Here is a 14753-nt window from a genome sequence, read left to right as displayed (position 1 = left end):
TTTTTTATAAAAACCGGAAGCCTACATTAAACTTCAGTGTAAAACCGTTGGTGGTAGGCAATTCGCGGTAAGCAAACTGGCCTTGTGTTGCCGCGCTGCGGGTAGCATAAATGATAGGGCCGCCGCAAAGCGAAAATGCCAGTCGCGAGTTAACCGGAGCGTAATTTAATGACGGGCCAATCAACAAGCGGGCGCCGCCTTCAGCTTCGTCGGTTTCCCAAAAGCCTTCCAGGTCCTGCCCTACTGCCTCAAAGCCGCCAAATAACTGCCCCGAAATATGACGGTGCACACCAACGCTGGTGATCAGATCCAAACCATCGCGGTTAGTAGCAAATGCTTTTTCAAATCTAACGTTGGCACCAAGTTTCCAATTTGTTACTTCGTACGCGGCAGTTATACGGCTAAATGCTACACCATCGCTATTAAACTCCCGCCTGAAACCAAGGCTTGCTCCTGCCCTAAAGCCCATAGGCTGGTTTCCGCCGATAAAATCACGCAATACTTCGGCCTGTTGCAACGTGCGCACACCGCCATTGCTGCTAAAACCTGTGCCCAGTATGGCCATCAGCGTAAACTTATTGCCCAGGTACCCTTTGGCCGAAAAATTTTGGTCAACGCCGTCAAATCCAAGTGGTGTAACTGTACGTTCACCGTACCCGCCCGAGTAATTTAAACTCCAGTTACGCCCTTGCGGGTTAAGCGTGCTTACAGTAAACAGGAATGGCTGAGGCTGACTAAAGGTGCTGTTGGCCATATCGCCGGCAGGCTGCTGCTGCGCGTAGCTTGTTTTAATTATCGAAACGAAAAGGAGGATAAACAGGTAAATTTTTTTCATGGTAAAATGTGCTTATAGATAGCATTAACAATTGGCTAATAAAATTAATTAATGTTAGTTTAAAATTAATGATACAGTAAGTTTTCATTAAAGATGTTATCATACCTTTGCAGCATAAGTATTCATTATAAATAATTTATGCCTTTAAAAGCCCCTGAAACCGCCCCTACCGCCTCAATAGCGTTCGATAGATTACTCATCATTATGGATGACCTGCGGGCCAATTGCCCATGGGATAAAAAACAAACGCTTGAAAGTCTGCGCCACCTTACCATTGAAGAAACCTATGAGCTAAGCGACGCCATTTTAGGTGGTGATATGCCCGAAATTAAAAAGGAGATCGGCGATATCATGCTGCACCTGGTTTTCTACGCCAAAATAGCTTCCGAAACCAACGACTTTACAATTACCGATGTTTTGAACGGTGTTTGCGATAAACTGATCAACCGACATCCGCATATTTATGGCGACATAGAGGTGCAAAACGAAGAAGACGTAAAGCGTAATTGGGAGCAGATCAAACTTAAAGAAGGCAATAAATCTGTTTTAGGCGGCGTACCCGCTTCATTACCGGCGCTGGTAAAAGCATCGCGCATACAGGAAAAGGCGCGCGGCGTTGGGTTCGACTGGGAAGAGAAAAGTCAGGTTTGGGCCAAGGTTGAAGAAGAGATGCAGGAGTTTAAAAATGAATTTAATGCCGAAGATGAAAGCACCATCGACCACGAAAAAGCCGAAGCCGAATTTGGCGACCTGTTGTTTTCGCTGATCAACTATGCCCGATTTATCAACATCAACCCGGAAAACGCACTCGAGAAAACCAATAAAAAATTTATCAAACGCTTTCAGTACCTTGAACTTAAGGCCCAGGAAAATGGTAAACAGCTGCATGATATGAGCCTTGCCGAGATGGATATTTTTTGGGATGAAGCAAAAAAACTATAAAATGTTGTTGCCTGGTGTATCGTTTTATTAAAAAGATGCGTAATGGTTAAAAATTGATAACGAGATAAGATTATATGAAACGTAATTTATTTTACCTGCTGCCATTATTGTTAACATTAGGTGTAGCCTGTTCACCTAAAAACGAGGTTGTTCCTGTTGCCCAACCGCAAGGCAATTTCACCGGAACATTCGGTGCTCTTGTTAAAAAAGCCAGCGGTTCCGGTTATGATACTGTTCGCGATACAATAGCTTTAAAACTTACCGCTGCATCATTATTTAAAGTAGCCGCCGATACCAGGAAACACGTGGCAAGCTACGGCGGATTTGTGTACAACGGATATTATATCCAATTTAATGACTCATCTGCGGTAGTACCGGGGGTAAATAAATTTCACCTGAAAGGTGTTTACCAGTACTATTATGACGGTAATGTATTTCAATTGCAGCGTAACAGCAACGGCGATACATTGACGGTTCAATACAACTTAAAAAAAGCTAATTAACTAAAAGTCCAATTGTTTTAATTACGTGCCGGTGCCTGTATTTATGGGTACCGGCTTTTTTGATTACAGCGGGCAAACAATAGCCGCAGATTTTTTTTATTATTTTGTATCGTTTAAATCTTTTACTGCGTAAGGGCTTTTAAAACAACATTTAGCGGAACTATACATTTAATGCATCCACCCCCTCGCATTACCGAAGAAGAGATCATAAGGCAATGCAAACAAGGCAGCTTAAAACATCAGGAACTGCTGTATAAACAGTTCTATGGCTATGCTATGGGTATAAGTTTGCGTTACAGTTTAAACCGCGACGATGCCCTTGAAGCTATAAATGACGCTTTTATAAAAGTGTTTAACGCTATTGGCGGCTACAATATCGATAAGCCATTCAAAGCCTGGCTCCGCACCATTTTGGTTAACACAGCCATCGACCGACGGCGTAAAGACCTTAAATTCCAGCTTAATGTTGAATTGGATAATGCCGCCCCCATCAGGAGTAATATGGGGCCGGTTGATAATTTAAATGCACAGGATATTTTAAAGCTGATGGTTGAGCTCCCAACCATACAACGAACCATTTTTAACATGTATGAGATAGACGGCTATGATCATGACGAAATAGCCACAACGCTCGGCATCCCGGTAAGCTCATCACGTGTTTACCTGAGCAGGGCAAAAGAAAGATTAAGGACTATATTAAGAAAAGAAGCACAAAACCATGGATGATCAGTTGGATAACGACTTAAGAGACCGCATCAGGGAAGTGTTTGATAATTACGAGGACACTACTGCTGATGAAGGCTGGCTGCTGCTCAGGGAGAAATTCCCTGTGGAGGAAAAACAGCGCCGCCCGGTTTATCTATGGTGGGCAAGCGCCGCTGCTGTGCTGTTGCTGTTTTTAAGTATAGGTTTGTGGATAGCATCGAATAAAAACAATGTAAATAATGACGGCCAAACATTTTCGGCCAAACCGGTAAAACCTGCGTTGCCTAAAACCAACACAGCATTGGATAGTGCAACTCAAAATGTTGCACCTGTACAACAACCTGCCACAACTAAACAATCACCTGCGGCAAACGCAACTAACCTTGCAAACAATAATAGTACACAATCTTCGGCTACAAAACCTGTTGCTCCCGGTATTGCACCAACAGGCAAACCAAATACTTTTGCAAACAATACCTCTTTAAACAAACCGGTAGCTAATGCTGTTGCAAATCAACCGGTAACAGCCGCCCCTGTATTTACACATATTCCGGTACCTGCAGTAAATACTAACCCGGTTAATGGCATCGCAAAAGCCCCTGCTCCGGTTGCTCAACCGGCAAATAATAATGTTACAACTGCAGTACCCGGTAAAAAAGCCGATAGCGTTAAATCCGTGTTGCCGCAAGATAATACGCAACAGTACGCTAATAATCCTGCTGTACAGCCGCCGGTTAATGCCAATCCGGCTAAAACTGCTCCGGCCAATACTACGCCGTCGGTAGTGAAAGTTAAACCGAAAGCCAACTCCATGGAAGCGCTGCTGGCCAGTGATCATGATCAGCCTAAAAAACCTGATATGGAAACAGACGACCGCAGGGTAAGGTTCAGCGTTTATGCGGCAACATTCTTCAACTATGCCAAAGGCAGCCAAAACCAGGTAAATGCTGGTGCCGGCTTCACCACTGATATTAAACTGAGCAAAAACCTTAAACTTTCAACAGGTTTAGCTTTAGCCCAAAACACACTTAATTATAATAAAAACCAGCCCTCAAATGGAGCTGCAGCAGTGTCCTTTTCACCATCGTTAAGCACCACTTACAGTGTGGCGGCTGATTTTAATAAAGTATCATCGAGCCCTTCATTCAAAAACTACAATGCTAACCTGATAGGTCTTGATATCCCGGTTAACCTTAAATATGAATTTAACCGGCAAAAAAATGACACTTATATTTCTGCAGGTTTAAGTTCGGGCACATTTATTAATGAGGCCTACACAGCAAGTTACAGCTACCCGGGACTGGCACAGGCTGCCGGTGTACAGGCACAAACATCCGACGAAACAACGCACAAAAGCTTCAACAGCTTTTATTTTGCCAAAACGTTGAACGTGGCATTTGGTGTTGGCTATCCACTGGGTAAAAGCAACAGGATAATTATCGAACCATTTTTAAAATACCCGCTCGACGGCCTTGGCTCACAGCAGATAAAATTTGGAGCAGGCGGTTTAAACCTGAAACTAAACTTTACAACACATAAAAAATGAAAAAGTACCTCCTTATCCTTGCCCCGTTAATGCTTAGCGGGTTGCAGCTCTGCGCCCAAAAATTAGAAGTATCTGTACAGGCCAATACCGGTTTGTTTCATTTTGCGGGCAAATCAACATCGGCTACTACGCAAGTATTACAGGGATCCATCACCGGCGATCCGATGAACCGAGCCAATAATCCATACGGAAATAAAAATGGGTTCAGTTACGGCGGAAGCGTACAGATTCAAACGATATCAAAAGGCGGGTTTATTGTTGGCTTGCAGGGAGCTTATGAATTACTACGAAGTAAAGTTAATGTAGATAAATATACACCGATTACAACTGTCTTGTACGGTGACTACTTACCTATAACTGCAAATGATCCCAGTTTTGCAGTAACCGGTCATATTGCTTTCCAAAACCAGAGTATCAACCTTAACCCGTATATAGGCTATCGCTTTCAACTTAATAAAGTTAAACTTGATATTTTGCCGGGGATGGACCTCGGTCTGATACTGGATAGCCGTGATAAAGGCGAAGTGAAAGATAAAGACGGCAAAATTTATAAAGTTGATTATAAAAGAAGCAAAGCCCCAACTGATGTTCGGTTACGCCTCGGTACCGTAGCCAGTTATGGCCGTTATGGCTTAAACGCCAGCTTTGCCCACGGATTGACCAATTACATGAAAGATATGGTAGGTGACGCATCATTTAATGCGCATAGCGAGTATTTCAGGCTGGGGTTGAGCTACCGGTTGCTTTAATAGCTTCTCGGTGTACTCATCATCGCAAATTAATATCAATAAAACCGAATGTCATTTCGACGAACCGGTTTGGGAATGTGCGGGCGCGGTGAGGAGAAATCTTATACGTCCTGCTCTAAACCTTGCAAACGGCTCTGCATGACGTATAAGATTTCTCTTTCGCCCGACCTCCCAGCCCCAACCTGCTCAATCGAAATGACATTTTCTTTTGCTTAAAAGATGTGTACACCCAGCTACTTAAAACAGGACCCACCCGCAACTATTTGATTATAAGTTAATTAATAACAACTGCTTTACTTAAATTGAATAGCCTTCACCGGCGAGATCCTGCTTACCAATGTTGATGGAATTATAAGTACCAACAGGCAAATGATCAGTGTGCCAATATTCAGGACAACAATATCAAAGAGACTAAACTCAACAGGTACAAAGGTCATATAATACGATGCCTGGTCGAGTTTAAAGAAATGGGTATACATTTGAAAATACCCGAGGCCTATCCCAAGCAAATTACCCAGCAAAAGTCCTAAACCTATCAGGTAAGTAGCGTTGATCAGGAAAACTTTGCGGATGGCCCAATTAGATGCGCCCATGGCTTTGAACATACCAATCATGGCGGTACGCTCAAGGATCATGATCAGCAGTGCCGATATCATATTAATAACAGCAACAGCTACCATCAATACCAGCATCACTACCGAATTTACATCCAAGAGGTTAAGCCATTCAAATATAGTAGGGTAATCTTCTTCAATAGTGTATTCTTTCAGCTTTACCGGTAAAACATCATCAAGCGCATTGGCAGCTTCATTGATATGCTCAAAGTCAGAAACGCGGAGTTCATATTGGCCTATCTCGTTTGGCTTCCAGTCATTAAGGCGGTTAATGAGTGATAACGCTCCAATAACAAAGGTTTTATCAACTTCTTCAACGCCGATGTTGAAAATCCCTTTAATTTTAAACTGACGTTTACGAAGCGGCTCCTGTACAAAATACATCAGCAGCTTATCCCCTACCTTAAGCTTAAGCCTGTCGGCCGTTGTTTGCGAGATCATGATCTCCTTTTGTGCCTCAACAGAATCGGCAAAGCTGATCACATCGCCGGCAACCATCATTTTTTTAAAGTAGCCCCAGTCGTAGCTTTTGTCAACGCCTTTAAGTACCACACCTTCAATTTCATTATTAGCCTTAACAATACCCGGCTTGGTAGCTACCGGCATCACATGAGTAATAAAAGGGCTTTTAAGCGCCCGCTTAACAAAATCACTGTCGGCAGCAAAGGAAGAGCTTTGGTAAGAGTTATTGAGATCAAACTTAACCACGCGAATATCGCCGGCAAAGCCGCGAACTTTGTTGCGGATTTCGTGTTTAAATCCTTTAACGATAGCAAGGGACAGTATCATTACACCCAGGCCAAGCATAATGCCTATAATTGCAATACGCACTATCAGCTTTGAAAAGGTGCGTTTTGATTTAAATGTTATGCGGGCTGATATAAAGGAGGCGAAACTCAATGGCAAACTGATTTTTTGTACCTTCGCAAATATGCGGTTTTGCTGTTAAACCTGCTACTTTTAAAATTGTTTCAACTCAATATTTTATGAATAAGATTTGTGCTTTTTTACGATTTGCCCTCATAACAGTTTTACTTGCAAACACCGCATGCAGCCAGGCAAGCAATTGCAAAAGCTGCAAAACAGCATCCGCATCTAAAAACATAAAAAATGGCCCTATTATTCCCGGAGCCGATCAAATTCCGCTTTATATTAATTATCTTAAGGGAAAAAATATCGGGATGGTGATTAATCAAACTTCTGTTATTGGTAAAAATTTAACTGCCAGTGTAGATAGTTTGGTGCATTCGGGAGTGAATGTAAAAAAGATCTTTGGCCCCGAGCATGGCTTTAGGGGTAATGCCAGTAATGGCGCAACTGTTGGTGATGCAAAAGATCCCAAAACCGGCCTGCCCGTAATATCGCTGTACGGCAACAAACACTACAAACCAACACCTGCCGATTTGAAAGGCATCGACCTGATGATATTTGATATCCAGGATGTTGGCGTTCGTTTTTACACGTATATATCAACCCTTCACTACGTAATGGAGGCCTGCGCCGAAAATAATGTAGAGCTCATGATATTTGACCGCCCTAATCCAAACGGATATTTGATTGACGGGCCTATCCTGGATACTGTTAACCGTTCGTTTGTGGGCATGCACCCCATCCCCATTGCCCACGGCATGACCATTGCCGAATATGCTCAGATGATAAACGGCGAAGGCTGGTTAAAAAACGGGGTTAAGTGCAAACTAAAGATCATTAAAGTGGCTAATTACAAACATGATTTGCCTTATACCCTGCCGGTAAACCCGTCGCCAAACTTAAATACCCCCATATCAATTTTATTATACCCAAGTACCTGTCTGTTTGAGGGTACTACTTTTAGTTTGGGCAGGGGCACACTTGTTCCCTTTGCGGTTTTGGGGCATCCCGAACTAAAAGGAAAGTATAGTTTTTCATTCACGCCTAAAAGCATCCCCGGTATGAGCGAAAACCCGCCTCAAAAAGACCAGGAATGCTTTGGTATCGATCTGCAAAATATTTCGCCAAATGATATCACCGGCATGGGCTCCATTAACCTGAAATGGCTCTTAGAGTTATATAATGCTTTCCCCGATAAGGATCATTTCTTTAATGCTTATTTCATAAAGCTGGCCGGCACAGCCGAGTTAAGGAAACAAATTGAAACGGGCAAAACTGAAGAAGAGATCCGCGCCAGCTGGCAGCCGGGCCTCACCGCATTTAAAGCCACACGCAAAAAATATTTACTATACGAATAACCAAATAAAGCACATCTAATACCTAAACATACTATGAGAATTATATTTATGGGTACCCCCCAGTTTGCCGTTGCCTCGTTAGATGCTTTGATTAAAGCAGGCAGTGATATTGTTGCTGTTATTACAGCACCCGATAAACCGGCCGGGCGGGGACAAAAAGTCAGCGAATCGGCCGTTAAGCAGTATGCTGTAGCTAACGGATTAAAAGTGCTTCAACCCGAAAAACTTAAAAACGAAGACTTTATTACCGAGCTTAAAGCATTAAAAGCCGATTTGCAGGTGGTAGTAGCCTTCAGGATGCTGCCCGAAGCTGTTTGGAACATGCCGTCTAAAGGCACCATAAATTTACACGCATCGCTGTTACCGCAATACCGCGGGGCGGCTCCCATCAACTGGGCGCTTATCAATGGCGAAAAAGAAAGCGGCGTGACTACTTTCTTTTTAAAGCATGACATTGACACCGGTAACATCCTGTTTACCGAAAAAATAACACTTACCGGCCATGAAGATGCCGGTGAACTGCACGATCGCCTTATGAATAAAGGTGCCGGCTTATTGGTAAAAACAGTAAAAGCTGTTGAAAGCGGCCGTTACAACGAGCATCCGCAATCACAACTTGTCGAAGGGACAGAGCTGAGGCACGCACCAAAGATTTTTAAGGATGATTGCAAGATAGACTGGACACAACCTGCCTTGTCAATTTATAACAAAATTCGAGGTTTGAGCCCGGTGCCAACTGCGTATACCGAGCTTAATGGCAAAAATTTGAAAATTTATGCTTCTGAATATCAGCTATCGGAACCGGCTATAAAACCAGGCGGCTTTTTAACTGACAATAAAACCTATTTGAAATTTGCCGCTAAAGATGGTTTTGTATTATTAAAAGATATTCAGTTAGAAGGTAAGAAACGTATGGGTATTGAAGACTTTTTGAGGGGTGTGAAGTTGTAAGAACATTCTCGCAGAACATCAGGGTCTCTGCGCGAGACCCTGATGGGACAAAAAGTTGTAGTCGATAGCCTCATGAGACCCTCTGTCATTTCGACGAGGAACGAGGAGAAATCTTGTACGCGCCGCAATAACGTTATGCAGGGCGTATAAGATTTCTCTTTCGCCCCAACGCATATTTCCCCGCACGCTCTATCGAAATGACATTTTATGGTACTAAATAGTCTATTTCTTCACCTCGTAACCATTATTGCTCCTATCCACATCCGGATAGATCTTGTCCGGATCGATAATAACTTTAGCGACAGCCGCTTTTTTATCACCGGTAAAAGTATAGACATTGCTATACTCCCAAATCTCTACCGGAAATTCGCGATGCTCCTTTGAGCCGTCGGTATAGGTTATCTCAACGATCAAAGGCATAGCTGCTTTTTCCATGTTTTCAATCGTGATAGCAGGTTGAGTAATTGTCGAGCTTTCTACTTTGGTTATCTTTTGATCGAGGCGATAATTTTCGAGAAACATAGATTTCCAGAACCAGGTTAAATCCTCCCCTGCCGAACTATCTATGCTTCTGAAAAAGTCCCAGGGTGTTGGGTGTTTATATGCCCAGTCACGGATGTACTTTCTGAAAGCGCGGTCAAAACGCTCCGGGCCTAAAATCTGATTACGTAAAAGGGCAAGGGAATAAGCCACTTTTTGATACTGCAGCGGATATACCTGGTTGCCCGGCAAAGCGTCGGGGCGGGTAACAATAGGCAGCAGCTTTTCCGAAAACAAGGAATCGAGCGGGCTATCGATCTCAACATAGCCTATAAACTCGCTTTTGTTAAAAGCTTTGACAGCTATTTTATCAATAAACATATTGAAGCCCTCATCCATCCAGGCGTACTTACGTTCATTGCTACCTACTACCATCGGGAACCAGGTATGCCCCAACTCATGGTTTACCACAGCAAAATACATATTGCCGGTATCTTTCGCCGAGCAAAAAACCATACCGGGGTACTCCATTCCATCTAAATTTGAGGCTACGTTAACCGCTTTATTGTAAGGATAAGGAAACCACTTTTCTGAAAAGTGCTGCAAGGTAAATTTGATATATTCAGATGAACGTTTCCAACTGTTTTGCTTCTCTGATTCTATAGGGTACAACGAACTGCCTGTAACCCTTTTACCATTAAAAAGGTTAAAGCTTTCCATTTCCCAAACAAACGACCGTGAGGCAGTCCAGGCAAAATCCCTTGCATTATCCAGTTTAAATTTCCAGGTGCAGGTAGTCTTTGCAGGTCGTGACGATGGATCGGTTACTTCTTTTGCCGATCTAATCTGCACCGGCACATCACTTTGTTTAGCGGCCTGCCAACGCTTCAGCGCGGTTGGTGTTAGTACCTCCTCAGGATTAAGCAGATCGCCGGAGCTTTCAACAATAAGGCCCGATGGCACCGTGATGTTAACCCTGAAATTACCATACTCCAGGTAAAATTCACCATTACCCAAATATGGCAGCGTGTTCCATCCTTCTACATCATCTAATACACACATCCGCGGGTACCATTGCGCAACTGCATAAATATTGCCATTTTTTGTAGGTAGGATATCGGTACGGTTAACCAGGAAGTCGGCATTTTTATAATTTACCGGGAAGTTGTACCAATAGCGGATACTGAAACTGATGGCCTGTCCGCTTAAAAGTGGCTGCGCCAGCTCAAGCTGCATCCGGGTATCGTAAATATGATATTTAATATTTCCTCCTTTGTTGCCTGCAAGCTGCACGCCTTCTATCTGGTACCCGCCGTCGGGAGTATTTTTTTCAGGATCCTGGTAAAGGAATAATTTGGATTGGATGCCCCGCGAATCTTTTTTAAACACATTTTGCTCCAACTGCAGCCACAACGCTGAAAGGGCTTTGGGGCTATTATTGGTATAAGTAATGGTTGCAGTAGCGGTAATTACATTGGTTTTATCATCAAGCGCTACGTCAATTGCATAATCGGCCTTGTTTTGCCAGTAAGCAGGGCCTGGTTCGCCGATGGCTGCACGGTATGAATTGCCCGGAGGTAATAACGGTTGCGCGGGGAACAGATCAGAAGGGCGGTATTTTGTTTGGGCAAGGGTTAGGCCGCTAATAAATAACAACAGGGTAACGAGGATCAGTTTTATGTTTTGTAGGGGTTTTGACATAATGACAATTAAAAGAGCAAGTGTTTAAAAATTCCACTGCTCAATATAATGAAAATTGATGATCTGTAAAGTGCCTTTTGTAGAGGCGCATCACATGCGTCTCCCATAGGACAAGCATTATTAGGCAATTAATCTATTCGTAGTCTGCATGCGAAAGACGCATGTGATGCGTCTCTACAGAGAAAACTGCTATCCTCCCAAAACCTGCATCACCGCAGCAGCTTTCAACAAACATTCTTCATACTCATTTTCGGCAATTGCGTGGTAAGTAATGGCTCCTCCGGCATGGAACGAAAGGTAATTGTTAGCAGAATTATAAAGTAATGAGCGAATAACTACGTTAAAATCAAAATCATCATCCGAACTAAAATAGCCTATAGCACCGGAATATACACCACGCTTGCTACGCTCATATTGCTCCATCAGCTGCATGCAACTTACTTTAGGGGCACCGGTCATGCTGCCCATCGGGAAGGTATTTTTGATAGCCTGCACATTTGAAAGGCCTTCCTGTATTTCGCAAACTACGGTAGAGATCATTTGATGTACCTGCTTAAAACTGTAAATGCCAAACAGTTCTTCGGTTTTTACCGTACCGGGTTTAGCCGATCGGGTAAGATCGTTGCGCACGAGGTCGACCACCATTACATTCTCCTGTAACTCCTTAGGATGGTTGCGCAGGGTTTGTTTAGCTTGCTCATCGGCATTAATATCGTCAAGTCTTTTGGCAGTTCCTTTTATGGGTTGCGATATAAGCTTACTTCCCCTCTTTGCCAAAAAGCGTTCGGGCGACGCGCCAAGAATATAATTACCGTTCCATTTGAAAAACGTAGAGAATGGATTAGGCGAAACTTCGTTCAGCTTTGTGAAAATCTCCAGCGGCTCAAGGGCTACATCCTCTGCAAAAAACTCCTGGCAAAAGTTGGTTACATAAATATCGCCACGGGTGATGTGCTCTTTTATCCTGTTTACCGTATCAATGTATTCCTGTCTGCTAAAGCGTGGTTTTAGATTGATAACAGATGGCTGGGCAGACCTGACTAAACTCCTCTCATTTATTGCTTTTATAAGCAGTTCGGGGTTATCTGAGATGATCTCTACCTTATCTTCTTTTATCAAAATAAGATGTTCGGGAACAAAGAAATGCAGATCAGGGAATTTTAAACCATCGTGATTAGCAGATGTAAGCGCTTCTATTTCATTTTTAAGATCATAACCCAGGAAACCCACCATCCAGCCAGGGTTGTTTTTCCTAAACTCGTCAAGGCTATCAAAAGCGTTACCTGCATTTGCAGTAAGTTCGGCATGGGAACCGGTCGCTATCAATGTATCAAACCTGGAATAGGGATCATTAAATCCATTCGAATCAAGGTAACACAGTGTTTCAAAAGTTGCAGCCCATTGCAACGCTTTTTCCCTGAATCCCGGCAGATCATTAACCTGTATTATCACCCTGCAAAAATAACCAAGTAAATGAAATTAGATTGGTTTAATGTTAATCGATTTGTATTGGCGGTTTCGTTTCGTGGAGACACGAAACGGTGAGGTTGAGGTAAATGAAAAAGGCCGGTATTATCCGGCCTCTTATTATCGTCCAGTTTTCCGTGTCTCCACGGAAAACATTATTATTAATGCAACGTTAAAGTCTGCTTCCTGTCTGGCCCCACTGATAAATATTTTACAGGTACGCCAAGTTCAGCTTCAAGGTAATCAATGTATGATTGCAATTTTGCCGGGATCTCAGATAATTCAGTAATACCTGTCAGGTCTTCGTTCCAGCCCTCAATTTCCTTGTATACCGGCTCAGGTTTTACCGAGCAGATATCGTAAGGCATGTAATCAATCTGCTCTCCTAAATAGTTGTAGTGAGTAGCAGCATAAATCTTTTCAAAACCGCTCAAAACGTCAGCCTTGGTCATTACCAGTTGGGTAACGCCGTTAAGCATGATAGCATATTTTAAAGCGGGAAGATCGATCCAGCCGGTACGGCGTGGCCTGCCTGTAGTTGCGCCAAATTCATGACCTACTTTACGTAATTCTTCACCGGTTTCGTTTTCCAGTTCGGTTGGGAACGGACCACCGCCTACACGGGTACAGTAAGCTTTAAAAATACCGATCACTTCACCAATTTGCTGGGGGGCAATACCTAAACCGGTACAAGCACCTGCAGCGGTAGTATTTGATGAAGTTACAAACGGATATGAACCAAAGTCGATATCAAGCATAGCGCCCTGAGCACCTTCGGCTAATATCTTTTTGCCATCTTTAATATAACTGTTAACCAAATGTTCAGAATCAACCAGCGGGAACTGACGCAACACGTCAAGCGCTTCGAAAAATAATGCTTCGCGTTCTGAAAAATCAGCTACTTCACCGTAAAGCTGTTGCAGCATAGATACGTGTTTATCAACCAGTTTCTGATAACGCTCTTTAAAATCGGGCAGGGTGATATCACCGATACGTAAACCGTTACGACCGGTTTTATCCATATACGTTGGACCGATACCTTTTAAGGTTGAACCAATTTTGCCTTCGCCCATCTTTTTTTCGTTGGCTGCATCAAGCAATTGGTGTGTTGGTAATATCAGGTGAGCTTTTTTAGCAATTAAAAGGTTCTTTTTTGCCAGCAGGTCATGCCCGGCGTCTTTTAATTTATCCAGTTCTTTTTTCAGGGTGATAGGATCAATCACCACACCATTACCGATAAGGTTGATGGTGTTTTCAAAAAATATACCTGAAGGAATGGTGTTTAAAACAAACTTTTTACCGTCGAACTCCAAAGTGTGACCAGCATTTGGCCCGCCCTGGAAACGTGCTATCAGGTCATAACCTGCACTAAGCACATCAACAATTTTTCCTTTTCCTTCATCGCCCCACTGGAGGCCTAATAATACGTCAACAGCCATTAATTTATCGTAAGTTCAAGAATATGTGTTATGAAAGGGGGCAAAGTTAAATTTTTCTGTCACAAAAACCCTCTCTTAATTTGGTACAATTACCATAAAGATTTAAAGAGTGGTGTTTGATGTCAAATTTCAATATATCGCCCATCATACTCTGGATCTGCTGAATGCGGGGATCGCAAAACTCAACCACTTTTCCACAGTCAATGCAGATGATGTGGTCATGCTGTTTGTAGCCGTATGATTTTTCGAACTGGGCCATGTTTTTGCCAAACTGGTGTTTAGTAACCAGATCGCACGAAACCAATAGCTCAAGCGTGTTGTAAACCGTTGCACGGCTAACACGGTATTTTTTATTTTTCATGTGGATATACAACGACTCCACATCAAAGTGATCTGTACGGGAATATATCTCTTCGAGTATAGCAAAACGTTCAGGGGTTTTCCTGAGATTCTTATTTTCGAGGTAAGCCTCAAAAATTTTTTTAACCATTGGTATGGTATCCTGCTGTGACATAATGATGTATTAACGGGGCAAAGTTATTAATAATTTGTTAAGTGGTGAGTGGTTGATTATGTGAATGGTTGATTATGTT

General features: G+C 42.9%; 13 protein-coding genes. 7 read left to right on the top strand and 6 right to left on the bottom strand.

Annotation, left to right across the window (positions count from 1 at the left end; all coding sequences use genetic code 11):
- Positions 1–4: 4 nt before the first annotated feature.
- A complete protein-coding gene (locus ACEN9X_RS18060) occupies positions 5–835 on the bottom strand; it encodes a hypothetical protein (protein WP_413666441.1) in 831 nt (276 codons plus the stop codon).
- Positions 836–973: 138 nt separating this feature from the next.
- Here ACEN9X_RS18060 and mazG point away from each other — a divergent pair, with 138 nt between their 5' ends.
- From mazG to ACEN9X_RS18035, 5 genes are all read left to right on the top strand, one after another.
- Complete coding sequence (gene mazG, locus ACEN9X_RS18055) at positions 974–1777, top strand: nucleoside triphosphate pyrophosphohydrolase (protein WP_413666440.1); 804 nt, start codon at positions 974–976, stop codon at positions 1775–1777.
- Between the two features lie 74 nt (positions 1778–1851).
- Positions 1852–2280 carry a hypothetical protein gene (locus ACEN9X_RS18050; protein WP_413666439.1) on the top strand — a complete coding sequence of 143 codons (429 nt, stop codon included), beginning with the start codon at positions 1852–1854 and terminating at the stop codon, positions 2278–2280.
- Positions 2281–2451: 171 nt separating this feature from the next.
- Entirely contained in the window at positions 2452–3006 is a 555-nt protein-coding gene (locus ACEN9X_RS18045; RefSeq protein WP_413666438.1) for an RNA polymerase sigma factor, read from the top strand.
- The gene (locus tag ACEN9X_RS18040) at positions 2999–4531 is read left to right on the top strand and encodes a hypothetical protein (RefSeq protein ID WP_413666437.1); all 1533 of its coding nucleotides are present in this window, start codon (positions 2999–3001) and stop codon (positions 4529–4531) included. The genes ACEN9X_RS18045 and ACEN9X_RS18040 overlap by 8 nt, the downstream gene beginning before the upstream one ends.
- Positions 4528–5280, top strand: coding sequence for a hypothetical protein (locus ACEN9X_RS18035; protein ID WP_413666436.1), 753 nt, complete (start codon positions 4528–4530; stop codon positions 5278–5280). The genes ACEN9X_RS18040 and ACEN9X_RS18035 overlap by 4 nt, the downstream gene beginning before the upstream one ends.
- Before the next feature lie 293 nt (positions 5281–5573).
- Here the strand turns inward: ACEN9X_RS18035 and ACEN9X_RS18030 are convergent, their stop codons facing one another.
- On the bottom strand, positions 5574–6725 hold the full coding sequence (locus ACEN9X_RS18030; RefSeq protein WP_413666435.1) for an FtsX-like permease family protein: 1152 nt from the start codon (positions 6723–6725) through the stop codon (positions 5574–5576).
- Between the two features lie 155 nt (positions 6726–6880).
- Between ACEN9X_RS18030 and ACEN9X_RS18025 the strand changes: the two genes are divergently transcribed.
- Positions 6881–8122, top strand: a complete 1242-nt coding sequence (locus tag ACEN9X_RS18025) for an exo-beta-N-acetylmuramidase NamZ domain-containing protein (RefSeq protein ID WP_413666434.1) — start codon at positions 6881–6883, stop codon at positions 8120–8122.
- Between the two features lie 33 nt (positions 8123–8155).
- Positions 8156–9073, top strand: a complete 918-nt coding sequence (gene fmt, locus ACEN9X_RS18020; protein ID WP_413666433.1) for a methionyl-tRNA formyltransferase — start codon at positions 8156–8158, stop codon at positions 9071–9073.
- Positions 9074–9295: 222 nt separating this feature from the next.
- Here the strand turns inward: fmt and ACEN9X_RS18015 are convergent, their stop codons facing one another.
- The 4 genes from ACEN9X_RS18015 to ACEN9X_RS18000 all read right to left on the bottom strand — a co-directional run bounded on the left by ACEN9X_RS18015 (position 9296) and on the right by ACEN9X_RS18000 (position 14674).
- Positions 9296–11254, bottom strand: a complete 1959-nt coding sequence (locus ACEN9X_RS18015) for a M1 family metallopeptidase (protein WP_413666432.1) — start codon at positions 11252–11254, stop codon at positions 9296–9298.
- A 189-nt stretch (positions 11255–11443) separates the two neighbouring features.
- Entirely contained in the window at positions 11444–12706 is a 1263-nt protein-coding gene (locus tag ACEN9X_RS18010; RefSeq protein ID WP_413666431.1) for an anthranilate synthase component I family protein, read from the bottom strand.
- A gap of 176 nt (positions 12707–12882) precedes the next feature.
- A complete protein-coding gene (locus tag ACEN9X_RS18005) occupies positions 12883–14160 on the bottom strand; it encodes an adenylosuccinate synthase (RefSeq protein WP_413666430.1) in 1278 nt (425 codons plus the stop codon).
- A 46-nt stretch (positions 14161–14206) separates the two neighbouring features.
- Positions 14207–14674 carry a Fur family transcriptional regulator gene (locus tag ACEN9X_RS18000; protein WP_112567234.1) on the bottom strand — a complete coding sequence of 156 codons (468 nt, stop codon included), beginning with the start codon at positions 14672–14674 and terminating at the stop codon, positions 14207–14209.
- Between the last annotated feature and the right edge of the window lie 79 nt (positions 14675–14753).

This window comes from Mucilaginibacter sp. Mucisp86 (assembly GCF_047324315.1).
In the GTDB taxonomy this organism is placed as follows: Bacteria; Bacteroidota; Bacteroidia; order Sphingobacteriales; family Sphingobacteriaceae; genus Mucilaginibacter.
This window is presented reverse-complemented; position numbering and strand designations above follow the sequence as displayed.

Excerpts from the sequence above, each read along its gene's own strand:
- ACEN9X_RS18000 (WP_112567234.1), bottom strand. The coding sequence starts at position 14,674 with ATGTCACAGCAGGATACCATACCAATGGTTAAAAAAATTTTTGAGGCT.
- fmt (WP_413666433.1), top strand. The coding sequence starts at position 8,156 with ATGAGAATTATATTTATGGGTACCCCCCAGTTTGCCGTTGCCTCGTTA.
- ACEN9X_RS18015 (WP_413666432.1), bottom strand. The coding sequence starts at position 11,254 with ATGTCAAAACCCCTACAAAACATAAAACTGATCCTCGTTACCCTGTTG.
- ACEN9X_RS18050 (WP_413666439.1), top strand. The coding sequence starts at position 1,852 with ATGAAACGTAATTTATTTTACCTGCTGCCATTATTGTTAACATTAGGT.
- ACEN9X_RS18025 (WP_413666434.1), top strand. The coding sequence starts at position 6,881 with ATGAATAAGATTTGTGCTTTTTTACGATTTGCCCTCATAACAGTTTTA.
- ACEN9X_RS18060 (WP_413666441.1), bottom strand. The coding sequence starts at position 835 with ATGAAAAAAATTTACCTGTTTATCCTCCTTTTCGTTTCGATAATTAAA.
- ACEN9X_RS18040 (WP_413666437.1), top strand. The coding sequence starts at position 2,999 with ATGGATGATCAGTTGGATAACGACTTAAGAGACCGCATCAGGGAAGTG.
- ACEN9X_RS18005 (WP_413666430.1), bottom strand. The coding sequence starts at position 14,160 with ATGGCTGTTGACGTATTATTAGGCCTCCAGTGGGGCGATGAAGGAAAA.
- ACEN9X_RS18045 (WP_413666438.1), top strand. The coding sequence starts at position 2,452 with ATGCATCCACCCCCTCGCATTACCGAAGAAGAGATCATAAGGCAATGC.
- ACEN9X_RS18035 (WP_413666436.1), top strand. The coding sequence starts at position 4,528 with ATGAAAAAGTACCTCCTTATCCTTGCCCCGTTAATGCTTAGCGGGTTG.
- mazG (WP_413666440.1), top strand. The coding sequence starts at position 974 with ATGCCTTTAAAAGCCCCTGAAACCGCCCCTACCGCCTCAATAGCGTTC.